Raw genomic sequence first — 26,125 nt, 5'->3', positions numbered from 1 at the left:
GTCGAACCATGTCTAAAATAAACGTCAAATTGCTTGCCATTATCGCCATCCTGATCTCGATCGTCTCGGTCCAGGCGGGTGCGTCCTTCAGCAAGCACCTGTTCCCCATTATCGGCGCCGAAGGCACAACCGCCCTGCGCCAGTTGTTCGCCACGGTCGTCCTGTTGGCCTGGTTCCGGCCGTGGACCGGCGGACCCGAGCGCAAGCACTGGGGCATCGTCGTCCTTTATGGCGCCATTTTGGGCGTCATGAACCTGACCTTCTATATGGCGATCGCGCGTATCCCCTTGGGTATAGGCGTCGCCTTGGAATTTATCGGTCCGCTGGCCGTCGCCATCCTGGCGTCGCGACGGTGGAGCGATTTTGTCTGGGTCGCCTGCGCCGTCGCCGGTCTGGCCCTGCTTCTGCCCTTGCGTGCCGGCATGACCGCACTCGATCCCATCGGCGTCGCCTGGGCCCTGGTCGCGGCCCTGTGCTGGGGCGTCTATATCATCGTCGGCCAGAAGGTCTCCGACCGCGTCCATGGCGGCAAGGCAGTGGCGCTCGGCATGCTGTTCTCGACCGTCTTCACCCTGCCGATCGGCATGGTTCATGCCGGCGTCGGGCTGTGGTCGTGGTCGGTCCTGCCGTGGGGCCTCGGCATCGCCGTCCTGTCGTCGGCCATTCCCTATTCGTTCGAGATGATGGCGTTGAAGCACATTCCGGCCAAGACCTTCGGCCTGATGATGAGCCTCGAACCCGCCGTCGGCGCGCTTTTGGGGCTGGTGATCCTGAGCGAACATCTCAGCCTGTGGCAGTGGCTGGCCATCGGCCTGGTGATCGTCGCCTCGGCCGGCAGCAGCCTGACCGCCAAACGCGCCGCGGAAGCGGTGGCTTAAGCGAACTCGACCAGGATGGACATACCCGGCGCCTGAACATGACCTGGCGCCGGGTCGAACATCACGGCATCCAGGCTCGCCAAATCAATCAATACGGCAGCTCTTGGCATCGCGACGGTATGCCCTTCGACCTGCCGCACCATCGCTGTCACCTGACCGCGCCGGGTCATGACGTTGAGGTCGCTGACCGGCCCATCGAGCGGCGTCCCATGGCAACGCGCCGCGCCGTCGAAGACGAGACTGTCGCCGGGACCAAGGACAACCTCACGATCATCGAACGTCAGTTGCAATCGCCCGCGCAATAAGGTCAGGTGCCGGTCGATACCCTCAAACACTGAAAACGGCCCCGCTTCGGCCACCTCGGCCATGCTGATCCGCCACAGGAAATCGTCCATGCCGGCGCCGGCGGGAAAGACGCAGACCTCCCGCGTCACCCCGCCGCCGTTCTTCCACGGCACAGCCACGCGATCGGCGGCGGGTAACGGCGTAATCACTTCAGGATGCCCGGCAAATCCAGACCCTTGTCGCGGGCGCAATCCAAAGCGATCTCGTAACCCGCATCGGCGTGGCGCATCACCCCCGTCGCCGGATCGTTCCACAGGACGCGGCCGATACGTTTGGCGGCATCGTCGCTGCCGTCGCAGACAATGACCATGCCGGAATGCTGCGAATAGCCCATGCCGACTCCGCCGCCGTGGTGCAGCGACACCCAGGTGGCGCCCGACGCCGTGTTCAACAGGGCGTTGAGCAATGGCCAATCCGAGACAGCGTCCGAACCGTCGCGCATGGCTTCGGTCTCGCGGTTGGGCGAAGCGACGCTCCCGGAATCCAAATGATCGCGGCCGATAACGACCGGCGCCTTCAACTCCCCCGACCGCACCATCTCGTTGAACGCCAACCCCAGACGGTGACGATCGCCCAAACCGACCCAGCAGATGCGCGCCGGCAGACCCTGGAACTTGATGCGCTCCTTCGCCATGTCGAGCCAGTTGTGCAGGTGTTTATTGTCGGGCAGCAGTTCCTTGACCTTGGCGTCGGTCTTGTAAATGTCCTCGGGATCGCCCGACAGCGCCACCCAGCGGAAGGGACCGATGCCGCGGCAGAACAGCGGCCGAATATAGGCCGGCACGAAACCGGGAAAATCGAAAGCGTTCTCGACACCTTCGTCCTTGGCGACCTGGCGGATATTGTTGCCGTAATCGACGGTCGGTACGCCGGCGGCATGGAAATCGAGCATGGCGCGGACGTGCTGGGCCATCGAAGCCTTGGCCGCTGTGGCCACGGCCTGCGGGTCGCGTTCGCGCATGTCCATCCAGTGCTCGACCGTCCAGCCGGACGGCAGGTAACCGTTGATCGGATCGTGGGCCGAGGTCTGGTCGGTCAAGAGGTCGGGACGGACGCCGCGGCGGAACAGTTCGGGCAGGACATCGGCGGCATTCCCCAGCAGCCCGACCGAAATCGGCTTGGTGGTATTGGCAATCATGGCCAGGGCGTCGTCGATATCCTTGGCCTGATAATCAAGATAGCCGGTGCGCAGCCGCATCTCGATCCGCGACGGCTGGCATTCGATGGCCAAACACGAGGCGCCGGCCATGACGGCGGCGAGCGGTTGCGCCCCGCCCATGCCGCCCAAACCGGCGGTCAGCAGCCATTTGCCGCTCAAGTCACCGTTGTAATGCTGGCGGCCCATCTCGACGAAGGTTTCATAGGTGCCCTGGACGATGCCCTGGGTGCCGATATAGATCCACGACCCGGCCGTCATCTGGCCGTACATGGCCAAACCCTTGCGGTCGAGCTCGTGGAAATGCTCCCAGGTCGCCCATTTCGGCACGAGATTGGAATTGGCGATCAGGACGCGCGGTGCGTTTTCGTGGGTCTCAAAAACGCCGACCGGCTTGCCCGACTGGATCAACAGCGTCTGGTTATTCTCCAGCCGGCGCAGGGTTTCGACGATCTTGTCATAGCTTTCCCAATCGCGGGCGGCGCGGCCGATGCCGCCATAGACGACCAGTTCCTCGGGCCGTTCGGCGACATCGGGGTGCAAGTTGTTCATCAACATGCGCAGCGGCGCCTCGGTCATCCACGACTTGGCGCTGAGCGTCGTGCCGGTGGCGGGTTTGATGACGCGGGAATTGTCGAGACGAGTCATGAGCTTATCCGGAAATCGAGGGAAGGGGATAGTTGGCGGCGCGGATCACCGAACCGTCGCGGACGAGGGCGATCGCCTTGGCCATGTCGGGGTGGAAATGGCGGTCGTCGTCGAGATGCGGCACCGACGCCCGCGTTAACGCGCGGACGCTTTCCAACTCCGCCGACGACGTCAAAGGCGCGTGGAAATCGCAGCCTTGCGCCGCCGCCAGCAGTTCGATGCCGATGACCGCCGTGGCATTCTCGACCATGCCGAGCAGGCGGCGGGCACCGTGGGCCGCCATCGACACATGGTCTTCCTGGTTGGCCGAGGTCGGGATGGAATCGACGCTGGCGGGGTAGGCGCGCTGCTTGTTTTCGGAGACCAGGGCAGCGGCCGTCACCTGGGGGATCATGAAGCCGGAATTAAGCCCGGGTTTCGGCGTCAAAAAGGCCGGCAGTCCCGAAAGCGCGGGATCGACCAGCATGGCGATGCGGCGTTCGGCGATCGAGCCGATTTCGCACACAGCGAGCGCGATCATGTCGGCGGCAAAGGCGACCGGCTCGGCGTGGAAATTGCCGCCGGACAGGGCTTCGTCCGTTTCCGGAAAAATCAGAGGATTGTCGGAAACGCCGTTGGATTCGGTCAACAAGGTTGTTGCCGCCTGGCGCAGGACGTCGAGCGCCGCACCCATGACCTGGGGCTGGCAACGCAGGCAGTAGGGGTCCTGCACACGCTCGTCACCGATGAGGTGGGAGGCACGGATAGCCGATCGGCTCATCAAATCGCGCAGGGCATCGGCGACATCGATCTGGCCCTTATGGCGGCGCAGGGTGTGGATACGGTGGTCGAATGGCGCGTCGGAACCCTTGGCGGCCTCGGTCGACAATGCGCCGGTGACCAGGGCCGACTGGAACAGGACCTCGGCTTCGAACAGTCCGGCCAGGGCATTGGCGGTTGAAAACTGCGTGCCGTTAAGCAGGGCCAAACCCTCTTTCGGACCTAAAACCAGCGGCGCCAGTCCGGCCTCGGCCAGGGCTTCGGCGGCGGGGCGGCGCACGCCATCCTGCTCGATCTCGCCGACCCCGATCATGACGGCGGCCATATGGGCCAGCGGCGCCAGGTCGCCCGAGGCGCCGACGCTACCCTGGCACGGAATGACGGGGATGAGGTCACGAGTCAGCAGGTCTTCCAGGCGCTGGAGGGTCGCCACCTTGACGCCCGAGGCGCCCTGCGACAGGGAGGTCAGTTTCAGGGCCAGCATCAGGCGGACAATGGCGGTGGGGGATGGATCACCGACACCGCCGGCGTGGCTGAGCACGATATTGCGCTGTAAGGTTTCCAGATCCTCGGAATCGATGCGCGTCGAAGCCAGCTTGCCGAAGCCGGTATTGATGCCATAGACCGGCTGGCCGCGGCCCAAAATGCGTTCGACGGCGGCGGCGCTCTCGGCGACGCGTGGCAAACAGACGGGATCGAGGGTCGGCTTGGCGCCGCGATAGATATCGCGCCATTGGCTCAAGGTGACGTCGCCGGGGGTGAGGATCATGTTGTCTGGCCTTGAAAAATGCGGGCGTGAAGCGGGCTCAGGCCCAGATAATAGACGAGTTCGGCCGGCTCGGAGACCGACCAGATGGCGAGGTCGCAGCTCTTGCCGGCCTCCAGCGTGCCGATCTCGCCGCCGAGACCGAGTGCATGAGCAGCGTTGACTGTGACGCCCCGCATGCACTCCTCGACCGTCATGCGGAAGAGGGTGGCGGCCATGTTCATGACGCTCAGCAACGAAGTCACGGGCGAGGTGCCGGGATTGCAGTCGGTCGCCAAAGCCATGTGCACGCCGGCAGCGCGCAAGGCGGCAATCGGCGGCACCTTCGTTTCGCGCATAAAGTAAAAGGCGCCAGGCAGCAGGGTGGCGACCGTGCCGGCGCCCTTCATTTCCGCAATGCAGGAATCGTCGAGATGCTCCAAATGATCGGCCGACAGGGCGCCGTAACGCGCCGCCAACCCGGCGCCGTTCAGGTTCGACAACTGTTCGGCGTGCAGCTTGACGGCCAATCCGTGCGCCTTGGCGGCATCGAACACCCGCACCGTCTGGGCCGGGCTAAAGCCGATGCCTTCGCAGAAACAGTCGACAGCGGAGGCCAGGCCTTCTCGTGCTATGGCCGGGATGATGCGCTCGCACACCTCGTCGATATAGGCGTCGGCGCGGCCGGCAAATTCTGGGGGCACGGCGTGGGCGGCCAGCAATGTCGCCGCGACGCGCACCGGGCGATGACGCATCACTCCCCGGGCGGCGAGAAGCATTTTGAGCTCGTCGGCCAGGGTCAGGCCGTACCCCGATTTGATCTCGACCGTGGTGACGCCGTCGCGCAACAGGGCGTCGAGACGCGGCAGGGTTTGCGCGATCAGCTCGTTTTCGTTGGCCAGGCGCGTCTCGCGCACGGTCGACAAAATGCCACCGCCCGCGCGCGCAATGTCTTCGTAACTGGCGCCGTCGAGACGCAGTTTGAACTCATGAGCGCGATTGCCGGCGAAGACAAGATGGGTATGCGGGTCGATCAGACCTGGGCTGATCCAGCGGCCGTCGCAATCGGACGTCGGGCCATCCAAGGTTGGCGCTTCATCCGCCGGACCGGCATAGACGATGCGGCCGTTCTTCGCCGCCACGACACCATTGTCGATAAGCCCGAGTGGGCCAGAATCGTTTGGCACCATGGTCATCAGGCGGGCGTTTTGCCAGACATGATCACATCGCATGAACCACCTGATTGCCAATCCGATTGCAAGGCTGAAAATAATGTATATACATTATATTGAGCAAGGACGGCGACATGTCAAACGATAACTTATGGTTCGAACAGGCCCTGTTGCCCGACGGTTGGGCACGCGACGTTCGCGTGACCATCACCGACGGTCGCATCGCGGCGGTCGAAGCCGGCGTCGCGGCCGGCGCCAGCGAACGCCACGCTATCGCTATTCCCGGCATGCCCAACCTGCACAGCCATGCCTTCCAACGCGTCATCGCCGGCCTGACCGAACGCCGCACCGGCCACGAAGACAGCTTCTGGGGCTGGCGCGACCAGATGTACCGCCACCTAGCGCATATCGGCCCCGACGAATTGCAGGCCATCGCCGCGCTTGCCTATATGGACATGCTCGAAGGCGGCTTTACCCGCGTCGGAGAATTCCACTACCTGCACCATGGACCGGACGGCCCCTATGGCGACCCCGCCGAAATGGCCGCCCGTATTGCCGCCGCCGCCGAACAGACCGGCATCGGCCTGACCCTGCTGCCGGTCTTCTATGCCCATGCCGGTTTTGGCGGTCTGGCGCCGACAGCGGGGCAGGTGCGCTTCATCCACGATCTCGACGGCTTTCAAGCCTTGCTCGACGCCAGCCGCAGCCACATCGCCCGGCTCGATGACGCCGTGGTCGGCATCGCGCCGCACAGCCTGCGCGCCGTCACCCCCGACGAACTGACGGCCCTGATTCCCATGGCCGCGGGCGCGCCGATCCATATCCATATCGCCGAACAGCTGCGCGAGGTCGAGGACTGCCTGGCCCATACCGGCCGGCGCCCGGTCGACTGGTTGCTCGATCAAGCGCCTGTCAACAGACAATGGTGCCTGGTCCACGCCACCCACATGACCGAAGACGAAACCCGGCGCCTGGCGCGCTCCGGCGCGGTCGCCGGCCTGTGCCCGATCACCGAAGCCAATCTCGGCGACGGCGTCTTTCCGGGCGACGCTTTCCTCGCCGACGGTGGGGCCTTCGGTATCGGTTCCGACTCCAATGTCCTGATCAATGCCGCCGAGGAATTGCGCCTGCTGGAATATTCGCAAAGACTATTCCATAAAAAGAGAACTATAATAAACCATATATATAACAAGGCCCTGAACGGCGGCGCCCGGGCGTTGGGCAGCGTCTCGGGCCTAGCTGTCGGCAATCCGGCTGACCTCGTCACTCTCGATAAGGATCATCCCGGATTTATGGAAAAGAGCGGCGACGACCTGCTCGATGCCTATGTCTTCGCCACCGGTGGCGGCGCCATCGACTGCGTCTGGCGCTACGGCAAAAAGGTCGTCAAAGACGGCCGCCACATCGCCTGCAATGCCATCCTGGCGACCTACCGCCGCACCCTGCAAAAGATGGCAGACGCATGAAAACGCCCCTCCACCAAACCATCCGCGACGATATCGAAGCCCGCATCAAGTCCGGCGCCCTGGCCCCAGGCGCCCGCCTGCCGGTCGAGCACGAGATGCAGGTCACCTATGGCTGTTCGCGCATGACGGTGCATAAGGCCCTGACCGCCCTGGTTCAGGCCGGCCTGGTCGAACGCCGCAAGAAGGCCGGTTCCTTTGTCGCCGCGCCGCAGATCTCGGCGACCGTGCTCGAAATCCCCGATATCGAAGCCCAGGCCCGGGCGCGCGGCGAAACCTATGCTTTCCGCCTGCTGTCGCGGCACATCACGGCCAACAAGCTCGAACTCACCGGTGTCCATATCGGCGGCGGCCGGCCGCTCTGTTTCGAATACCGCACCATCCTGTTGTCGACCGTGCCGTCGGCGGCGGATGTCGATTTCTCCGCCGTATCGCCGGGCTCATGGCTGCTGCAGCAGGTCCCGTGGAGCCAGGCGGAAAACCGTATCCATGCCGTCGCCGCCGACGCCAAAACCGCGGACCTTCTAGATCTCGATCCCGGCGCCGCCTGCCTGCGCGTTGACCGCGAAACCTGGCATGACGGCCAGGTGGTGACCTTTGTCCAACAGACCTTCGACGGCGCCCACTTCCATCTGGTGGCCCGTTTTTAGCCACGGTTACAAATGCTGTTAGGTAATTAGTTACAGGATTTGTTCATTGCCTGTGCCGTCCGGACGCCCTAGCTGTCGCAGCATGTTTCCGGAGATACACATGCCCATCATGAAAAAATCGACCCTTGCCGCGACCTTGACCTGCGCTTTGGCCCTGGCCTGCGCTCACCCTTCTTTTGCCGGCGGCGAAAGCAACGCCAAGGCCAAGGACGCGATCGCCTTCGATCCGCATGCCGACCACACCGGCGATGGCCAAAACCTGTTCTGGGTCAATCAGGCCGAAGGCGCCCGCGGTGTCAAAAAGGTTATCATACCCTTCTTCCAGATCCAGTTCGTCACCGACGCCAGGGCGAGCGCCAGCGGCGCCGGCGGCGCTCACGCGGCGACAACCATGCACCTGAGCGGTCCGACCGCTACCCAGATGCAGGCCATGACGGATGAAGCCTATGCCAATCTGGTGGCCGACCTGAAGGCCGCCGGCATCGAAGTCGTTTCGCCGGAAGAGGCCAGGACCTACAGCGCCTATAACGACATCATGAGCAGCGCCAAGCCATCGGGTGAGACGGTCAAGGGCATGAACCAGGTGACGTCGGACTTCTTCGCCCCGACCGGTATGAACTACTACTTCCTGCCGACCATGTTGCCGGATCTCGCCGGCGGCGGCTCCATGACCGCGGTGGGCAATGCCCCCATCGTCCGCCACGAAGCCGACCTCATGACGCAATCCGGCGCCGCCGTCCTTGGCTTCCGCGTCGTCGTCGATTTCGCCACCTTGACGGCCAGTAACCGCCGCGGCTTCCGCGCCCTGGCGCGCAATGCCAAGACGACCGGTCAGGCGGGCCTGTCGATTAAGCCCGTCTCCACGCAAATGTTCCTTATCACGCCCAATGCCAAGGCGACGATGATGGACCCGCAAAGCCGCATGCGCCTTGAGCTGCAGTCGCCCTTGATGATCGACAGCGACGCCATTCTCGAAACGGTGGATGCCAAGACGTCCGGACAAAAGACCGGCGAAGTCATCGGCAACGCCATCAGCATCCTGGGCGGGGTCGGCATGAGCAAGAGCAAGATTTTGCAGGTCAATGTCGACCCGGCGCTATGGCAGGCCGACGTCAGCGGTGCCATCAAGGGCGTGTCCGACGCGGCGGTGGCGCGATTGAAAGACGCGCTTTAGCCTTTACGATGAAGCTGTGCGCCCCGGCGCGGGCAAGGGCCGACATAGCCATGACAATCATCGTCCTTGCCGACGATAAAATTGCGCGGCTATGCCGACCTTATCAGCCATATAATACCGGCAACCGCCACCGCGGCGACAAGGCCGATAACCGCCCATTTGCCCAACCGGCGCTTGGGTGAAGGCTGTACCTCCGCGACCGTTTCCACCACGACCGGAGCGGCGACCTCGCGGACTTGATCTTGCGCAACGGCCTGAAGCACAAAACGCGCCGGCGTGAAATCGCTGTCCAATAACCGAGCCCCGGTCAGATCGACCTTGCCGCCGAACCATGCCCCGGCAAAATCGGCCAGCCCCCAGCCATTATGGCTCAGATCGACATCGCCGCGGATATAGACATTGGCCGCCTGCACCCAAAGATAATCGGCCTCGTCCGGCAATTCCGTTTCGCCTTCCAGCAGGGCATCGAGCACCACCCCATCCAGCAGGCCCGGCCGTGCCGACGTGCTCATGGCCAGACGGGTGCGCAAGGACTGATGCAGGTCGCGCCAGTCATCCGCCGTCCATAAGGCCTTGGGCGAAGGCGATCCGTCGGCAAAGGTTAAGGGGCAGTGAAACCGCGTCCATTGCCGGGCCGTGCCGGGTTCCGCGATCAGGCGGCCGGCCTCATTGCGCCAATAATCCTGCAATGTGGCGCTGTCATTGCCCGGGCGCGCCGCCAGGCCCTGCCACGAGAAATCCAGGCCCCGCCAGCCCTGCCACCATTCGGCTTCACGTGCCGCGGTCGATGAGGTCGGATCACAGGCCATCAGTTGATCTGGAAACGCCGCCGTGCGGCCAGGGCGAACAGGAAGGCCAGCAGCAGGGTCAGCAGGGACTGCACCGTCGCCGCTACTTTCAACACCATGGCAAAGCCCGCATGCGTGCCGAACAGGACATCGTTCAGCCAGGCATCGCCGCCGCCGGCCTTGCTGGCGTCGAGCGCGCTGAACGGCGCAAACGCATTGTGCCAGGCGAAGCTGAAGGCCGCCAGCAAATGGTCCTGGTGCAATCTCGCGCTATGATAAACCACGCTTTCGGCCGCCGAATAATAACCGGCAGCGGAGGCGGCCAGCAGGGCCAGCAGCCAGAACAATGGTCCGAAGATCGAATTGCCGTAATTGGCCACGGTCGAATAAAGCCACGAAAAACCGCGTTCCCACCACGGCACGTCGCTGCGCCGCCGCCGCGCCAGCAGCTCCAGCGTGAAGAAGTCGCCCTCGCGGATGTGGTCGCGGCGATCCTCCATCAACTGCTTGAGCGTGCGGTAGCTGGCCTCCAGGGCGTCGAAATAGCTGTTACGCCCGAACGACTCCTTCAACGCCGCGGCCCGCCCCTTGAGATAGTCCTTCTTCCAGGCGCGATAATCCGTCGCCTCCGTGGCGGCGAAACGCAGTTTCAGCAGGCTTTCCGGAAACGGCGGCAGGTTCTGCGGTTGGTGGCTCAACGCCTTGCGGAACAAGCTATTGTGAAAGCTGACATTGGCGTGGATATCGCTGCCGTGGAAGCGCGCCAGATGGTGAAACTGCGCCCCTTCGAAGGTTGACGGCGACAGCAGATCGCGGTTGGAAAAATTGGCGTCGTTGTAAAAGACGGCGCCCTTGGCCAGCAGTTTCGGCAGGGCGAGATAGCTGCGCGGCGTCGGCCCGGTGCCCGGCGACAACTCTCCGGTCAGGCTGCCGTTCTTGACCGTCAGGCTCAGGGGCTGGGCCGACAAGGCGATCGGATCGCCGTCGGTGACGCCTTCGAAATTGGCCTTGCCGTAGAATTTGGCGTCATTGATGGTCAGGCGGCGGACAAAGGCGGCCTTGTAGAAGTGAATATTTTCGAGGCACTCGATGTCGTCGAACAGGGCCCGGTCTTCGAACCGCGCGCCGAAGAAATTGGCGCGTCCAGCCAGGTGGGCGCCGTTGAAAACGGCCTCGGCCTCGAATTCGGTTTCTGGGAATTCGACAGGGCCGGCAAAATAGGCGCCATCGAAAAAGGCGTGCTCTTCCTGGGTGACGACACCATGGAACTGTGCCTCATCGAAGCTGGCCGTGCCTAGAAAACGGGCGCGTGAAAAGCGGACGCCTTGCTCAAAAACCGCGCCTATGAAACTGGCGTTGGTGCTGAAGACGGTATCGCTAAAATCGCTTTTGTGCAGCACGGCCTGGGCGAACGACACATAGGGGAGCCAGGCGCCGCGAAGATCAGCGGTCAAATCGCCGTCACCAAAAAGCATCAAGGTCTCGACGTAAGCATGATCGGCACGGACACGGTCGGTGCCGGGAGCCAGGTCGAAGCGATGAAGCACCGCACCCGACAACCGATCGATCTGCGAGCGGACAAGTTGCGTGACGGCCGACCATTCGGTTTGGCCCCATGACGACTTTGGTGACGGCGTCCCATCGGCGAAAATGAACGGGCAATGCAGGCGCGTCCAGCGTCGACCGCTCCCGGGTTCGGTAATCAAAAAATCCCGCTCGGACGACCAATAATCCTGCAAGGACTTCTCTTCGCCCAGGTCCCGTTTTTGCGCCAGACCATCCCACGAATAGTCGGCCTGCCACCACGCCGCCCACCACGCCTTCTCCAGCGCGGCCACCTCAGGATTTGTCGTCGTCTCCGCCATAAGTCCCCCGTAGGCCGCATATAGCCTAACATGCCGGTTATGACAGCGCCATGACAAGGATATGATGGTGGCGGACTGTGCCCTAAACGCTATAGCCCAAGGCCGCGATAACCGGCGCGATCTGCTCCCTATAGGGCGCGAAATGGCCGGCATAGGACTTCCACCGCCCGACCGAACGGTCGTTCAGCGGTTTGGTCACCTGGGCATAGGACGGGGTCGGCGCATGGCGGGGATTTTCGTGAAAACGCAGGCAGGCCGGGTCGAACTCCACCCCGCAGACCGCTAGAATCCGCCGTGTTTCGGCTTCTTGGTTGGCGACAAAATCCTCATAACGCATTACCGTGGCCGACCGGTCGAGCACGGCGTCGTAATGGCTGTTGAGGTCATGGGTCGCCACCATATGGGCGATAATCGACTCCACGCCATAACCGAAATTCTGCCCGTGGGTCAGGTCGTGCGACAGCACCGACACGGCGACATCGAGCGGATGGCGGACCATGCGGATCACCGCCGCCTCGGGGAAGGCCAACCGGATCAAGGGCAGGTAAACATCGTTCAGCGGCATCTTGTCGGTGAACAAAGGCCGCGTACTGGCCACCCCATAGGCTTCGATACGCCCGAGATAATAGTCGCGCAGCAGGGCGATCACATGGTGGTAATCGGCCGCCGCGGCGAAGGCCAGCTTCTCCGGGAACGACCGGTCGCCGGGCAGGACATTGCGGATCAGGGCCTGCCATTCATAGACAAACGGCAATTCGCCGCCGGCGCTCACCTCCGGGTGGCTGCTCAGCATCTGCTCCAGCATGGTCGTGCCCGATCGCGGCAAACCGAGGATAAATATCGGCTGCGGCGTATCGCTCCGCTTCCCCGCTTTCGGCAACCGCGCCAGGGTATCGCGCGTGAAAAAGGCCTTCAGAGCCGTATATTGCGTGGTCACCCGTTCGCCGTCATAGACGGCGCCGCTGTCGCCAGCCAAACGCGCCTTGGCGGCCACCAAAGCCGGCCAGGCCTCGTCCGGCCGTCCCAACCGATCGAGCAGCCGCCCGCGCTCCAACATGGCCGGGCCGCCCAGTGCGTCGCCGCTCTTGTCGATCAGATCGAGCGCGGCCTGCGGCTGGTCGCCGGCCAGATAACGGGCGCGCAGCAGGGTAAAGTCCTCGCCGGTCTTGCGCCCGATGGCCTCGGCGCGTTCCAGCCAGGCAAAGGCGCTCTTCATGTCGCGCTTGGCCTCATACAGCCGCGACAGATGCGCCGCCACCTGGGCGAAATCCGGCGCCATCTCCTGCGCTTGCAACATCACCGGTTCGGCCGCGTCGATCTGCCCCTGATTATACAGGCACAGGCCGAGATTGAGCAGGATCTGCGGGTGCGGCCCGGCCAGCTCCAGCGCCCGGCGATTGTGGAATTCGGCCGCCGGCAGATCGTCCTTTTCGGCCAGAATAACACCCAGCTGCAGATGCGCCTGGGCGTCGTCGGGTCGTGCAACCAGCGCCTCGCGCGCCGCGGTTTCGGCGCCAAACCGATCGCCCAGACGATGCAGCAAAAGCGTCAAGTCGTTGGCCGCCCACTCGCAGGCCGGATCGATCGCCACCGCCTGGCGCAACACGGCCTCGGCGCCGCGCAAATCGCCGCGCCTTTGCAGGATGACGGCCTTGAGCTCGATCGCGTCGAGGTCGTTCGCCGCCTCCTGCAAACGCATTTCGCTTAGAGACAAAGCGCCGGGCAAATTGCCGGCCTGAAAGGCCTGGCGCCCCTTGATAACGAGCGGATGCGGGGAAGGGGGCACGTCGCGGCCTTTCGAAAACAGACCGCGACACTAGGTTTTTTTACAAGCCCTTTCAAGCTTTTAGCTTCAGTCCGAACAACGGACGCAGCAACGCAATCCGCTTGACGACGACATAGGTCAGCCAGCAACCACCTGCCGTCAGGGCGATCAGAATAACTGCCTCGGTTGCCACCGGCATATGCAGCCGATTGAGATTATAGGCGGCCACGACAATGATCGTCTGATGCACGATATAGAACGGAAAAATCGCGTCCGTCAGGGTGCGCCGGATCGGGCCGTCGGCGTTGGACAGATGCTGACGGGCAAAACCAAGCAAGGCCATGATCATAAAGATCGCCTGCTGGCTCTTGAGGATCAGGCCGAGAACCATGCCCGTGGTCTTGTCCAGCCCGCCGCCGACCAGACCGAAAAAGGCGGCCATCAGCACGGCATAGGCGAAGAGGCCGACGCCCAAGCTCAACCACCGTGCCTTGCGGGCGATCTCAAAGAAACGTTCCGACTTCGCCGCCATGGCGCCGAACAGGAAAAACCCGAGCGAGCTGGCGTGCACATACCAATCGCCGACGAAGGCGTGGCTTTCGCCGAACCTCGTCATCAAGGTGATCTTGGCGACGAAGAACAATACCCACGGCACGACGAAATAGAGCCAGGCCGGAACCCGCTCCAACCACGCCAGCGGCAGGCGTTTCAGGATCGGATAGGCGAGGGCGAAGGCCAGGCAATAGGGCAGGAGATAGGCGACATACCACAGGTGGTTCCATGTCGGCACGATCAGGCAGCCGTCGGCATCGTTGCACCAACCGGTATAGTGGCTGAGATATTTGAGCCAGAAATCGAGATAGTTGCCGGTAAAGCCGTAATGCTCGACCACCTGGTAAAAGCTCTGCGGCGGCACGATGAACACCATGCCGAACAACAGCGGCCAGAACAGCCGATTGAAACGCGACCCGGCCAGTCGCAGTGGCGGCATCTTGTCGGCCATGAACCGCATGGCGACACCCGAAATAAAGAACAACAGCTCCAGCCGCCACGGATTGACCAGCAGCATGAGGGGCTCGATGGCATGCGAGGCATGATCGCTTTTGATATGCCAATCCCACGTCACATAGAACATCCCCACGTGATAGAAAATTAACAGTCCGAAGGCTATGATCCTTAACCAGTCGAGGTCGTAACGTCTTGTTTGACTTAAGCTTTGTGTCATCTCGTATCTCCGTGAAGCGATGGAGACCTGGTGCCACGGGGCTGGACTTCCGCCCAGAGCCGTGCCACCAACGGCGGCACCCATGGGACAAACGGTGATGAGCGGCGGCGATAAAGGGATAAACGGCGGGAGATCAGGGATGAACCGATTCCCGTCCTGGCCTTTGTTCGGCATCATCGCCGGATTCCTGCTCGCGGTCATCCTGGTCAATGTGTCGTCCCACCTGATCGAAAACCCGAACATGGACCTGTGGGAACCGGCCCTGTGGGAGTTCTCCAGCTATTTCGCCATCCTGGCCCTCGTGCCGGCCATCTATTACGGCTACCACCGCTTTCACTGGCGCAGGCTGGGCCTGGCGAAATTTCTGCTGGTCCAAACCCTGTGCTTCCTGGTCTTTTCGGCCATCCATATTGCTCTGATGGTGGCCATACGCGACGCCGGTTACGCCCTGGCCCATGAACATTACCACTTCGCCCGGCGAAATTTGGCGATCGAACTGATCTATGAAGGCCGCAAGGACGCCCTGACCTTTATACTGATCAGCGGCATCATCTGGGCCAATGAACGCCTGCGCCAGCAGGCCCAACCCAAAGCCCCCGAACGCCTCGAAATCAAGAGCGACGGCCGCACCCACTATATCGAACCCGCCGACATCATCTCCGCCGAGGCCGCCGGCAACTATGTCGAACTCTACCTGACCACATCCGCCAAACCCTTGCTCCTGCGCGCCACCCTCGGCGACTACGAAGAACGCCTGAAAGCCCACGACGTCGTCCGCGTCCATCGTTCGCGCCTGGTCAACCGCAGCCATATCCGCACCTTCTCCGGCACCCAGGCCGGCGATCTAAAGATCACCCTCAGCGACGGCCGCGAAGTCGCCGGCAGCCGCCGTTTCCGCACCGCGTTGGAATCCTAGCTATTCTTACCTCCCCGTTTACGGCTATCATATTCACACATGTTAGCTGGATAGCGTTTTTCTGATCCTCCCCGCTTGCCGGGGAGGGGGACCGCGAGCCTTCTTCAGGCTCGTGGTGGTGGGGTTTCTTGCTTACTCCGTTCCCTTCCATGACAAATCGTTAAGTTGACAGACCACCCCTCCAAATACGAAGCCTTTCGTAACAACGGAGGCCAACATGACACCCCTGACCCGGCGCAGCCTCATAAGCTCAAGCCTTGCAACCGCCGCTTTGCCCATGTTTGCCAACGCCCGCGCTGTCCTCGGCATGGACATGCAACTGGCGGAACTTGCGCTCAAGGACGGCACCCTCCTGCGCTACAACCTAGCCGAGGTCATGGCCGCGGCCGGCATTCCCGCCGTCAGCTTCGCCGCCGCATCGCGCTTCGACATCGTCCAGACCGAGGCCTATGGCGTCACCGGCGCCGGCGAAACGGCCGCCGTTTCCACCCACAGCCTGTTCCAGGCGGCGTCAGTGTCCAAGCCCGTGGCGGCGACCTGCGCCCTGGCCCTGGTCGCCCGCGGCCAACTCAGCCTCGACGATGATGTCAACACCTGCCTGAAAAGCTGGCGCGTGCCCGACAACGCCTTTACCGCCACCCAGAAGGTCACCTTGCGCCGCATCCTGTCGCACACGGCCGGGCTGAACGTCCATGGCTTTCCGGGCTACGCCGCCGACGCGCCGCTCCCGACCGTCCCGCAGATCCTCGACGGCTTGCCGCCGGCCAATACGGCGCCGATCCGCGTCGTCTACGAACCCGGCAGCCAGCAGCAATATTCCGGTGGCGGCATCACCATCGAGCAACTAATGCTGACCGATGTCACGGGAAAACCCTTCGCCCAGTTGCTGCAGGACACGGTGCTTGGGCCGATGAACATGACGGACTCCACCTTCGATCAGCCCCTGACGGCCCAAAGGGCAGGCCGGGCGGTGGCGGGCACGGGTTTTGACGGAAAGATGATCCCCGGCCGCTGGCACGTCTATCCCGAACTGGCCGCGGCCGGCCTGTGGACGACCCCCAGGGACCTCATGCGCTTTGCCATCGCCACGGCCAAATCGCGCCTGGGCCAGCGCAATCCCGTCCTACCCAAGCCGATGATGGACGAGATGTTCCGCAAGGTCGCCAACGGCGAATGGCTCGGATTTTTCGCCGATCCGCGCAATCCGGACGTCTTTACGCACAATGGCGGCAATGCCGGCTTCCGCTCTTTGCTGATCATGAACGGCATAACCGGCGACGGCATAGCGGTGATGACCAATGCCGACGGCGGGTGGGGGCTGATCGAACTGCTCGTCCGTCGCGTGGCGACCCTTGCCGGCTGGCGCTACGACTTCGGCGGTCCGCCCCGCGCCGTGTGGCTGGTGGCCCTGACCCGCGGCGTCGACACGGCGCTCAGCCATTTCGACGCCGTTCAGGCATCGGCCGATGAAAACGACCTGAACCTGGCCGGCCAGATCGTGCTGGCGACCGGCCGCACCGACGACGCGATCCGCCTCTATCGCCGCAATGTCGAGGTCTATCCGCAGTCCGGCAATGTCTATGATGCCCTGGCCTGGGCCTGCGAGGTCGCCGGCGACAAGACCGCCGCCATCGTCAATTACCGCCTGTCCCTGGAACGCAATCCCAACAACGACAACGCCAGGGACCGTTTGAAGGCCCTGGAGCCGGGCTAAAGCCCGATGACGTTAGCTACGATCGCTTTTTCCTTCCCCTCTCCCCACCTGAGGGGAGAGGGGGGCGGCCGGTGCCGGTGGCAGGCTTCAGCCTGCCGGGTGAGGGGTTCTTTCTTAAGGCTGCCGCCACCACCACAAAACCTGTTGCTTTATTCGCCTCAACCGCCTATGAGGCCGCTCCAGCCAGTCCCGGCATGTCCCTGAATTCAGGAAAGGAGAACACCATGCGAGCCACATTCCTTCGTATCTCAACCGTTTCCCCTATCCAAAATACTCAGGAACCAATTGCATGGGCAATTTCCTATCGGGCGCACAAGCACGCCTGATCTTCATCAGCAGCGCACGGCGCTCTGTTAAATCCTACCCTCAACCTGCCACCGGCTTCCTCACCAAAGGAGGCCGCGCATGACCACGCCTTGTGAACTCACCCTGATCGGCCGCGACCCGTCGCGCTTCGATCCGGTCGCGCTCGATCAACTCAACGCCACGGCGCGCCTCGAAGGCATGGGCAAGGTCGTCGGCCTGCCCGACCTCCACGCCGGCAACGGCATTGCCGTCGGCGCAGCCTTCTGGTCGCCCGACCGCATCTGGCCCCACCTGGTCGGCAGCGATATCGGCTGCGGCATGGCCCTGTGGGAAACCAGCCTTCCGGTGCGCAAATTCCGCGTCGGCGCTGTCGAACGCAAGCTCCACGGCCTCGACGACCCGTGGGACGGCGACGTCGATGCGGCCCTGGCCGCGGCCGGCCTGCCGCCCGAACTCGCCAGCCCAGGCCTCGGAACCATCGGCGGCGGCAACCACTTCATCGAGTTTCAGCGCATCGAGGAGATCGTCGACGAAAATCGCTTCGCCGCCCTCAACCTCGCCGAAGATCGCGTCTGGATGATGGTCCACTCAGGCTCGCGCGGCCTGGGCCAGGCGATCCTGGCCGACCAAACAGCTCAAACCGGCAAATCGGGCCTCCTCGCCGACAGCCCGGAAGCCCGCGCCTACCTGCTCCGCCACGATCAGGCCGTGGCTTGGGCCGTCGTCAACCGCCAGATCATCGCCGAACGGTTCCTCAACGCCACAGGCCTGACCGGCCGTTGCTGCCTCGATATCGTGCACAACTGCGCCTGCGGCCATCGCGCCGGCTGGCTGCACCGCAAGGGTGCTGCGCCAGCGGATCGCGGCCTTGTCGTCATCCCCGGATCGCGCGGCGATTTCAGCTATCTCGTCGAACCCGTGCCGGAACAAGCAGAAACGGCGCTCAGCTCCCTGGCCCACGGCGCCGGGCGCAAATGGAGCCGCAACGACGCCCACGCCCGCCTGTCCCGGCGCTATAAGGTGGCTGACATGCAGCGCACAAAGCTGTCCAGCCATGTCATCTGCGAAGACCGCCGCCTGATCTTCGAAGAAGCGCCGGAAGCCTATAAGGACATCGCCGGCGTCATCGCCGACCTCGAAGCCGCGGGCCTCGTCCGCGTCATCGCGCGCCTTCGCCCCCTGCTCAGCTACAAGACGAGGGCCCATGACTGAGATCATCCTGCACCTGACCTCGGGCAAGGGTCCCGAAGAATGCCGCTGGGTGGTGGCGCAACTGGTCAAGGCCTTCGCGAAGGAGGGCGCACCCCTTGGCGTGACCTGCGAAGTCCTGGACGCAGACGAGGCGCTTCCGGCGTCTCTTCTGCTGCGCGTCGCAGGCGATATGGCGCCGGCCTTTGCTCAAGCGAGGACCGGCACCATCCTGTGGACCGGCGAAAGCCCGTTTCGCCCGAAGTACAAGCGCCGCAACTGGTTCGTCGGTGTGGCTGAGGCGCCGTCGCCGGAAAGCGTGCCCGATTTGCGCGACGAAGACATCGACTTCCAGACCATGCGCGCCAGCGGCCCGGGCGGCCAACATGTCAACAAGACGGACAGCGCCGTGCGGGCCACCCACCGCCCGACCGGCCTGGTCGCGACGGCCCAGGAGCAGCGCTCCCAGCATGCCAATCGCAAACTGGCGACCTTGAAACTCGCCATCATGCTCGAAGAGCGCCGCACTTCGGCGGGTGACAATGTCCGCCATGAGCACTGGTCAGCCCATCAAAGCCTGGAACGCGGCAACCCGGTCCGGACCTATACGGGCCCACGCTTTGACCTCAAGTCCATCAAATAGCGTCCTCTACCCGCCCTGCGAAGCCGCTATCTTATTCACACATCGTGGCTGAGTAGAGTTTTTCTTATGCCTCACCGCTTTGCGGGGCGGAGCGTCGCGAACGTACAGCGTTCGCAGAGACGGACCGCGCCCGAAGGGCGTGGTGGTGGGGTGTCTTCCTTCCTTCTTAGGTATCCCAAGGCCGTTACCGGTCTAACGGCAAGTAAGGCACCCCAGCCCCGCATCTAGAAAACTATGCTTTCGTCGTGCGGTCCCCCTGACCGCGCAAGCGCAGGGAGGCATAATAATCAATAGTACGGGCTCCTCCTTCACATGCGCTTCGCGAATGGGGCCATGCCGTCAAGACACGTCTATGCAGCAATGCGACAATGACAACGGCGGCAAGATGACAATAAACGGTAAAAAGCGACGATGACCAAGATTTTACAGAATGCGGTCAGTGCATAATCACAATCGAATCCGGCTTCGGCCATACTCCGCCTCGATCGCGCACAGGTCGCGGTTTGTAAAGAAAACCGATGTCCAAGGAGACACATCATGGCTACCACGAATGTCGACACCACCGGTTCGTCCGGTAACAATACAGGCGTCATCATCATCGCCTTCATCATCATCGCCGCGCTTGCCGTCGCAGCCTTTCTGTATATGAGCAACAACTCATCGTCGAACGTCACGGCCAAGGTGGCCGAGGCTCCGGCCGCTGTCGGTCAGGCCGCCGATCACGCCGCCGACAAGGTCAGCGACGCAACCCACTAACCTGGATCGCCCATCTGTCGAACCTTTTACGGCGCCGTGAAACCTTCGCGGCGCCGTAAAACTACGCCACGCCCACTTCGCCAGGCAGCGCATGCACCGCAACTGGTTCGTCGGGGTGGCCCTGACGCCATCGCCGGAAACCGATTGTCGAGGACAGAGATTATTTCCACCTGAACCTCGGACTTGTTGAGGAAAGCAGAGCGGAGACTGTTTCGGCTAATGGGCTTGAATTTTCCGCGGACAACCAGCCGCCCTTTTTCATAACCCAAATTATCATATTCGGATTTCTTGTCCGCCATAAATTGCGTTACGTCGGCGCCTATAAAGGTCTCAACAAAATCTTTAAAATTTTCAATTTCTAATCCAACTGGATAACCCCAATTATCCGGCTTGAATCTAAAGATCTTTTTGTTTAGCTTCTTTTTCTCGATGTAGGCAAGCCGCTCATGCCTGAGTATATCGGCTAGAAATTGGCCCCGTATCGGAATAATTCGTCCACCGACAGCTTGTTTTTGGGGATTAAAAGACATCACGTATACGAATGCAGGCTTCGGGTCGTGTGCCAGGCGGCCGATAGACGATACCGTCACGGTGATATATTCTGAGTCGACCCAACGCGCCTTCACCTGAACATTGCAAGACAACGGCACTGGCTGAAGATCGTAGGGGACATTGGCTACATTCGACGAAGGCCATTCGACGTGGAAGTCCCACCCCGTTCGGTCTTCCCCGACTTTATTGCAGGTTAAAGTCGCATCACACAGCCTTTCGTCGTTACAAATTGCGGACGGTCTTCGTCATCAGTCATTGTTTTCTTCCAATGCGAGAAGGCGGGGCAGAGCGAATATTGCTAACTTTGCCGTCAATTTTGTAGAACCATAGGCCACGGTCAATCACTACATTGTCAGAGCGAAACCTTTCCCCTTCCTCGATGTACTGTCCTATAGGCATCTGCTTGCGATACGACATCATCCTTGCGGCCGCGTTGCACGCGATTCTCGCTATGCTGAATATAGGCTGTGTCGCACCTGAATACAAACCTCGATAGCGCAAAAGGGAATAAAGAAATGGAATTACGGTGACAGGTTATGATTTGCATTAATTATCCAAGCTTTCGGCCCGGAATAGGTGGCGACGCGGGCGTAGATTTCGGGCGTAGATTTCGAGGACTGGCGTAATTGAGACCTGCGCGTTTCGTTAGTGCTGGCCATCTGAAGAAGCGGTGGGCGGCATTGCAAAGCGTAATAATCTCTGAATGACCGATTTGTAACTACGTAAACCTGTCGTCCCCGGTTATCACGGTGTAAAACAGGAGACGCCCATGTCCTTCAAGCCGCTCATTACCCTCTGCCTGACGCTTTCGCTTGCCGGCATGGCCCAGACCGCCCGCGCCGACGCAGCCCCGAACGACAGCGACCTGTACACCCAGGTTAAGGCGCTCGATCAACAGTTTTTCCTTGCCTACAATACCTGTGACCTGAAAACGCTCGGCGCCCTGGTCGACGACAATCTCGAATTTTATCACGACAAAACCGGCCTGATGACCGGCAAAACCGCCTTCATGGAGGCCATTCAAAACAATATCTGCCACAAGGTCGAGCGCCAGCTCGTTGAGAGCACCCTCGAAGTCTATCCGCTGGAAACCTATGGCGCGATCGAGCTCGGACAACACACCTTCTGCAACAAGGTCGAGACGCCGGTATGCAAGGACGAAACGAACGGTATCGGCAAGTTCTTCATGCTGTGGCAGAAGACGGGTGACACCTGGCGCCTGACCCGCGTCATCAGCTACGATCACCTGAACGGCTGGCAGCGCAAGCCCAAATAAAAATATGAATGCGGGTCCGGAAATTAGGAGGTCGGAGTCATTATTGACCTCCGCCTATGCTCCCAAATCCAAGGTGTCCTATTACCTTTTTACCGCCTCCGCATTAATCCTGGAAAACGCAATAGAATCAAAGGTCAGGCTGGTCTTATGCAGCGCCATGACTACTGCATAAGGCGACGCCTACAACCCCTGAAACGAAGGTGGCCGGTCACCCTTCGCCGCACCGAAGCTCTTGTTCGGCTGATCCGACATCACAAACCGCAATTCACCGCCGGCCATCACATCGCCATGACGGATAAACGACTTGCTGTACGGCTTGCCGCGCCAGGTGACCCGCTCGATATAGGGCCGGTCGTCGCCGGTGTTCTCCGCCACCACGGTAAAGGTCATGCCGCCGGGCAGGGCCAGCTCGGCCTTGGGGAAGATCGGCGAGCCGAAGACATAGACGCCGCTGACCGGATCGACGGGATATAGCCCAAGCGAGCTTAAGATATACCAGGCGCTCATCTGGCCGCAGTCCTCATTGCCGGACATGCCGTCCGGCCCGTCGCGATACTGGTTTTTCAGCACCGAACGCACCCGCGCCTGCGTCTTCCACGCCGCACCCGCATAGGCATAAAGATAGGCGATATGGTGGCTGGGCTCATTGCCGTGGACATATTGCCCGATCATGCCGTCCATGTCGGGCGGCGCATCGTCGGGCAGGGCGGAGTCGGCGGTGAACAGCGCATCCAGCTTGGCCTCGAACGCCGCGTCGCCGCCGAACAGCGCGATAAAGCCATAGAGGTCGTGCTGATTGAGGAAGGTCGCCTGCCACGAATTGCTTTCGGTATAGTCCCACCAGCGCTTGGAATCGTGGCCCATGCTGCGCGGATCGAACGGCTCGGCCCAGGTGCCGTCATGCAGCCGCGGCCGGGCGAACTGGCTCTTGGCGTCGAAGACATTGCGGTAATTGCCCGACCGCAGCCGCAGCGCCACCGCGTCGTTTTGGGCTCCGGCGGCCTGTGCCAAATGCGCCATCGCCCAATCGTCATAAGCATATTCCAGCGTCTTGCTGACCGACTGGTCCTCCTGGTCGCACGGGATATAGCCCATGGCGCGATAGCTTTGCAGACCCGGCAGCGGCCGGTCGAAAGCCAGCTGGCGATAGATGCCCCACGCCTTTTGCACATCGATCCCCGGCAGGCCCTTGTTGACGGCTTCGGCGATGACCGCGGCCGAATGCCAGCCGATCATGCAATGGGTCTCGATCCCCTGCAACGGCCAGATGCACGGACCCGACGGGCTTTCCGCCGCCTGGTCGATCAGGTTCTGCGCAAAGCCGGCCGCGCGGTCCGGCGCGATAAGGGTCATCAGCGGATGCAGGGCGCGATAGGTGTCCCACAGGCTGTAGGTGCTGTAGTTCAAACGCCCGGACGGCAGGGTATGGATGGCGGTATCCATCCCGCGATACCGGCCGTCCGCATCGCTGAAAATCGTTGGCGCCAGATGGGCATGATACAGCGCGGCATAGAAGATCCGCCGGTCGGCCTCATTGGCCGTCTCGATGCGGATGCCCGACAATTGCTGGTCCCAGGCGGCGCGGGCCTGGGCGCGAATGCCGTCAAAGTCAAAACCCGGCATGTCGGTCATCAGGTTGTTCATGGCGCCGGCAATATCGACCGCCGACAGCCCGACCTTGACCAGCAACGGCCCCGTCAACGCACCAAAGCCAAGCGCCACCTTCATTTGCGCGCCGTCGGCCTTGGGGCCCTGGACCGGTTGATCGTTGTCGTAGATCGTCGCCGAGACAAAGGGTTGCGACAGTTTCAGCGCAAAGTGGATCACCCGCCCATTGGCCCATTCCTGCACCTGGCGCGACCCGACAATCGTGTCATTGCCGATCAGCTCGAGATGCGCATGGATCACCCGCGTCGGCGTCACATCGGTATCGCGAATGCCGTGCGACCAATCGAGCAACAGATGCGCCTCCGCCCCCGCCGGGAAGGTATAGCGATGCATGCCGGCGCGCGTCGAAGCCGTCAGCTCGGCATGGATGCCGCTGTCGGGCAGGTGGATCGAATAATAGCCGGGCATGGCGGTTTCATGCTCATGCGACATGCGCGTGCGGTAGCTGTTTTGCGGCGCCGCCAAAGTCCCGGGCGATAGCGGCGACACTGTCACCGACGGCACGACCAACAGGTCCATCATATCGCTGGCGCCCGTGCCTGACAAATGGGTATGCGAAAAACCCAACAGCGTGGCGTCGTCATAATAATAGCCGGAACAGGCGTCCCAGCGGGCATTGTCGGTGTCGGGGCTCAACTGCACCATGCCGAACGGCACGCTGGCGCCGGGATAGACGTGGCCGTGGCCGCCGGTGCCAATCATCGGGTCGATAAAGGYCGTGGGCGCCGCGCGGCCCTCGGGGTCGGCTTTCGCGCCAAGGGGTAAGATCATGGCAATACCGGTCGCCGCTGCCGACGCCAAAAGACTACGTCTCGATAACATATACGCCCCCGTATAAAAGCTAAATAACGAGGTGCGGCTTGCGCTGCACCACATCCAAAATCAGTTCCCCGAACAGGGTATTGGCCCAGGCGAACCACGGCCGCGTGAAGTTCGCCGGATCGTCCTTGTGGAAGGCCTCGTGCATGAAACCCGTGCCGGCGGTCGTATTTTTCAACGTCGTCAAACACATCATAATCTCGGCATCGCTGTCCGACGTCAGGGCGCGCATCATCAACGACATCGGCCACACCATGTCCTTGCCGATATGCGGCCCGCCGACGCCCTCGGCCGCCTTGCCCTTGAAGAAATAGGGATTGGCGTCCGATAACACCGCCGCGCGCGTCGTGCGATAAAGCTTGTCCTCGCGCTCGCAGGCATGGAGATAGGGCAGGCTGAGCAGGCCCGGCGTATTGGCGTCGTCCATGAACAAGGTATTGCCATAGCCGTCGACCTCATAGGCCCAGACGATATCGCCATTGGGCAGGCGCGTCTTGCCCCAGATCGCCAGCGCCTTGCTGAGTTCATCGGCAAAGCCGTTACAATCGATGCTGAAGCCCGAACCCATGCCCAGGGCCTGGCCCATGGCGGCCAGTTTGCGCAAGGTGACCACGGCGAAATGGTTGCCCGGGATCTGCAGCGGGAACATGCAACTATCGTCCGACGGCCGGAAGCCGGCATGGATCAGGCCGACCTTCTTGGTCGGCGCGCCGAAACCGTTGAGCGCCAGGGTGTCGACCGGATTGCTGGCCTCGCGCTGGAAATGATACGGCCCGTCGCCGCTCTTGCGCTGCTGCTCGCGGAAGGTCTTGACGATCGTCCGCGCGGCCTGCTGCCAGGTGGCGTCGAACGGCGTGACATCGCCGGTCGCCTGCCAATAACCGTGGGCCAGGCGCACCGTGTAGCACAGGCTGTCGATCTCCCATTTGCGCTCGGCGACGCCCGGCGCCATGTCGGTCAGATCGGCCAATGCCCATTCCAGATTGGTCTTGGCCGCCGGGTCGCGCATAAAGGCATTGGCATACGGGTCGATCAGGATGCAGCGCGCCTGGCGCCCGATCAGCCCGCGGAACAGGTTGGTGAGCGCCGCGTCACCCTTGGCAAAGGGCAGGTAGGGCCACACCTGGGCCGAGGAGTCCCTGAGCCACATGGCGTCAATGTCGCCGGTAATGACGAAGGCGTCGGGCTTGCCGTCGACCGTATCGACCGTGACCGTGGTGTCGAGCGTATTGGGAAAGCAGTTGGCGAACAGGACAGCCAGATCCTTGTCCTTCAACGCCTCGGTGGTCTTGGCGATAACCGCTTCGATGGCCGGGCTTGAGAATTTTCGACCAGCGGCAGCGACGCGCTGCGGCACGATGGTTTGTGCCTTCGCCGCGCCTGCCGTGGCGGCGGTAGCTATCATGCCCGCCAGAACCTGCCGTCGTCCCATCATTCACGCCTCCCGCTTTTCTTCATACTGTCGCAAGGCCGCCGTTTCGTAAAGCGGGCTCGCCAAAACAAAAAAAAGCGGGCCGTTTGACGGGCCCGCCTGAGTTGGCTTTTGGGGAGGAAAATACGCTTACTTAAGTTTCGGGTGCAGGGGCTGTGCCCCTGCTACTTCTTCGTGATCTGATCGAAGACGCCGCCACGGGCTGAAAAAGCGAAGCGTTAG

Annotated in this window: 21 protein-coding genes; 10 read left to right on the top strand and 11 right to left on the bottom strand. The window is 62.2% G+C overall.

The features are described 5' to 3' along the window. The first annotated feature begins 8 nt into the window (after positions 1–8). A complete protein-coding gene (locus AC1DX3_RS12635) occupies positions 9–878 on the top strand; it encodes an EamA family transporter (protein ID WP_476989656.1) in 870 nt (289 codons plus the stop codon). Here the strand turns inward: AC1DX3_RS12635 and AC1DX3_RS12630 are convergent. From AC1DX3_RS12630 to hutI, 4 genes are read right to left on the bottom strand one after another with little or no spacing between them, the layout of a single operon-like run. Then, positions 875–1,372: a HutD/Ves family protein gene (locus tag AC1DX3_RS12630; RefSeq protein ID WP_476989655.1), complete on the bottom strand. Its 498-nt coding sequence runs from the start codon at positions 1,370–1,372 to the stop codon at positions 875–877. The genes AC1DX3_RS12635 and AC1DX3_RS12630 overlap by 4 nt on opposite strands. Beyond that, positions 1,369–3,027, bottom strand: coding sequence for a urocanate hydratase (hutU, locus tag AC1DX3_RS12625; RefSeq protein ID WP_476989654.1), 1,659 nt, complete (start codon positions 3,025–3,027; stop codon positions 1,369–1,371). Before hutU ends, AC1DX3_RS12630 begins: the two co-directional genes overlap by 4 nt. Before the next feature lie 4 nt (positions 3,028–3,031). After that, positions 3,032–4,555, bottom strand: a complete 1,524-nt coding sequence (gene hutH, locus AC1DX3_RS12620) for a histidine ammonia-lyase (protein WP_476989653.1) — start codon at positions 4,553–4,555, stop codon at positions 3,032–3,034. After that, positions 4,552–5,763, bottom strand: a complete 1,212-nt coding sequence (gene hutI, locus AC1DX3_RS12615) for an imidazolonepropionase (RefSeq protein ID WP_476989652.1) — start codon at positions 5,761–5,763, stop codon at positions 4,552–4,554. The genes hutH and hutI overlap by 4 nt, the downstream gene beginning before the upstream one ends. 74 nt (positions 5,764–5,837) lie before the next feature. On the opposite strand from hutI, the gene AC1DX3_RS12610 reads away from it, so the two are divergent. The 3 genes from AC1DX3_RS12610 to AC1DX3_RS12600 all read left to right on the top strand — a co-directional run bounded on the left by AC1DX3_RS12610 (position 5,838) and on the right by AC1DX3_RS12600 (position 8,990). Then, the gene (locus AC1DX3_RS12610) at positions 5,838–7,169 is read left to right on the top strand and encodes a formimidoylglutamate deiminase (RefSeq protein ID WP_476989651.1); all 1,332 of its coding nucleotides are present in this window, start codon (positions 5,838–5,840) and stop codon (positions 7,167–7,169) included. Next, complete coding sequence (locus tag AC1DX3_RS12605) at positions 7,166–7,816, top strand: UTRA domain-containing protein (protein ID WP_476989650.1); 651 nt, start codon at positions 7,166–7,168, stop codon at positions 7,814–7,816. The genes AC1DX3_RS12610 and AC1DX3_RS12605 overlap by 4 nt, the downstream gene beginning before the upstream one ends. Positions 7,817–7,916: 100 nt before the next feature. Then, entirely contained in the window at positions 7,917–8,990 is a 1,074-nt protein-coding gene (locus AC1DX3_RS12600; protein WP_476989649.1) for a hypothetical protein, read from the top strand. An 89-nt stretch (positions 8,991–9,079) separates the two neighbouring features. Here the strand turns inward: AC1DX3_RS12600 and AC1DX3_RS12595 are convergent, their stop codons facing one another. From AC1DX3_RS12595 to AC1DX3_RS12580, 4 genes are all read right to left on the bottom strand, one after another. Next, on the bottom strand, positions 9,080–9,799 hold the full coding sequence (locus tag AC1DX3_RS12595; RefSeq protein WP_476989648.1) for a hypothetical protein: 720 nt from the start codon (positions 9,797–9,799) through the stop codon (positions 9,080–9,082). Then, a complete protein-coding gene (locus AC1DX3_RS12590; RefSeq protein ID WP_476989647.1) occupies positions 9,799–11,643 on the bottom strand; it encodes a pentapeptide repeat-containing protein in 1,845 nt (614 codons plus the stop codon). The genes AC1DX3_RS12595 and AC1DX3_RS12590 overlap by 1 nt, the downstream gene beginning before the upstream one ends. A gap of 82 nt (positions 11,644–11,725) precedes the next feature. Then, positions 11,726–13,429 (bottom strand): tetratricopeptide repeat-containing sulfotransferase family protein, encoded by a 1,704-nt coding sequence (locus tag AC1DX3_RS12585; RefSeq protein ID WP_476989646.1) that lies wholly within the window; start codon positions 13,427–13,429, stop codon positions 11,726–11,728. 52 nt (positions 13,430–13,481) lie between these two features. Then, a complete protein-coding gene (locus tag AC1DX3_RS12580) occupies positions 13,482–14,633 on the bottom strand; it encodes an acyltransferase family protein (protein WP_476989645.1) in 1,152 nt (383 codons plus the stop codon). A 139-nt stretch (positions 14,634–14,772) separates the two neighbouring features. Between AC1DX3_RS12580 and AC1DX3_RS12575 the strand changes: the two genes are divergently transcribed. The 5 genes from AC1DX3_RS12575 (at position 14,773) to AC1DX3_RS12555 (ending at position 20,156) form a co-directional block, all read left to right on the top strand. Beyond that, positions 14,773–15,549 (top strand): LytR/AlgR family response regulator transcription factor, encoded by a 777-nt coding sequence (locus tag AC1DX3_RS12575; RefSeq protein ID WP_476989644.1) that lies wholly within the window; start codon positions 14,773–14,775, stop codon positions 15,547–15,549. A 217-nt stretch (positions 15,550–15,766) separates the two neighbouring features. Further along, positions 15,767–17,263, top strand: coding sequence for a serine hydrolase (locus AC1DX3_RS12570; protein WP_476989643.1), 1,497 nt, complete (start codon positions 15,767–15,769; stop codon positions 17,261–17,263). Between the two features lie 405 nt (positions 17,264–17,668). Next, the gene (locus AC1DX3_RS12565; protein WP_476989642.1) at positions 17,669–18,781 is read left to right on the top strand and encodes an RNA ligase RtcB family protein; all 1,113 of its coding nucleotides are present in this window, start codon (positions 17,669–17,671) and stop codon (positions 18,779–18,781) included. After that, positions 18,774–19,400 (top strand): peptide chain release factor H, encoded by a 627-nt coding sequence (gene prfH / locus AC1DX3_RS12560; RefSeq protein WP_476989641.1) that lies wholly within the window; start codon positions 18,774–18,776, stop codon positions 19,398–19,400. The genes AC1DX3_RS12565 and prfH overlap by 8 nt, the downstream gene beginning before the upstream one ends. Before the next feature lie 537 nt (positions 19,401–19,937). After that, positions 19,938–20,156, top strand: coding sequence for a hypothetical protein (locus AC1DX3_RS12555; protein ID WP_476989640.1), 219 nt, complete (start codon positions 19,938–19,940; stop codon positions 20,154–20,156). 26 nt (positions 20,157–20,182) lie between these two features. Here AC1DX3_RS12555 and AC1DX3_RS12550 read toward each other — a convergent pair whose 3' ends face one another. After that, positions 20,183–20,746: a hypothetical protein gene (locus tag AC1DX3_RS12550; RefSeq protein ID WP_476989639.1), complete on the bottom strand. Its 564-nt coding sequence runs from the start codon at positions 20,744–20,746 to the stop codon at positions 20,183–20,185. Between the two features lie 731 nt (positions 20,747–21,477). On the opposite strand from AC1DX3_RS12550, the gene AC1DX3_RS12545 reads away from it, so the two are divergent. Continuing rightward, complete coding sequence (locus AC1DX3_RS12545; protein ID WP_476989638.1) at positions 21,478–21,984, top strand: nuclear transport factor 2 family protein; 507 nt, start codon at positions 21,478–21,480, stop codon at positions 21,982–21,984. A 180-nt stretch (positions 21,985–22,164) separates the two neighbouring features. Here AC1DX3_RS12545 and AC1DX3_RS12540 read toward each other — a convergent pair whose 3' ends face one another. Beyond that, entirely contained in the window at positions 22,165–24,474 is a 2,310-nt protein-coding gene (locus AC1DX3_RS12540) for a GH92 family glycosyl hydrolase (RefSeq protein WP_476989637.1), read from the bottom strand. Positions 24,475–24,493: 19 nt separating this feature from the next. After that, positions 24,494–25,906: a glycoside hydrolase family 125 protein gene (locus AC1DX3_RS12535; RefSeq protein WP_476989636.1), complete on the bottom strand. Its 1,413-nt coding sequence runs from the start codon at positions 25,904–25,906 to the stop codon at positions 24,494–24,496. Positions 25,907–26,125 lie beyond the last annotated feature (219 nt).

The sequence above is a fragment of the Asticcacaulis sp. P2_B1 genome (assembly GCF_056404915.1).
This window is presented reverse-complemented; position numbering and strand designations above follow the sequence as displayed.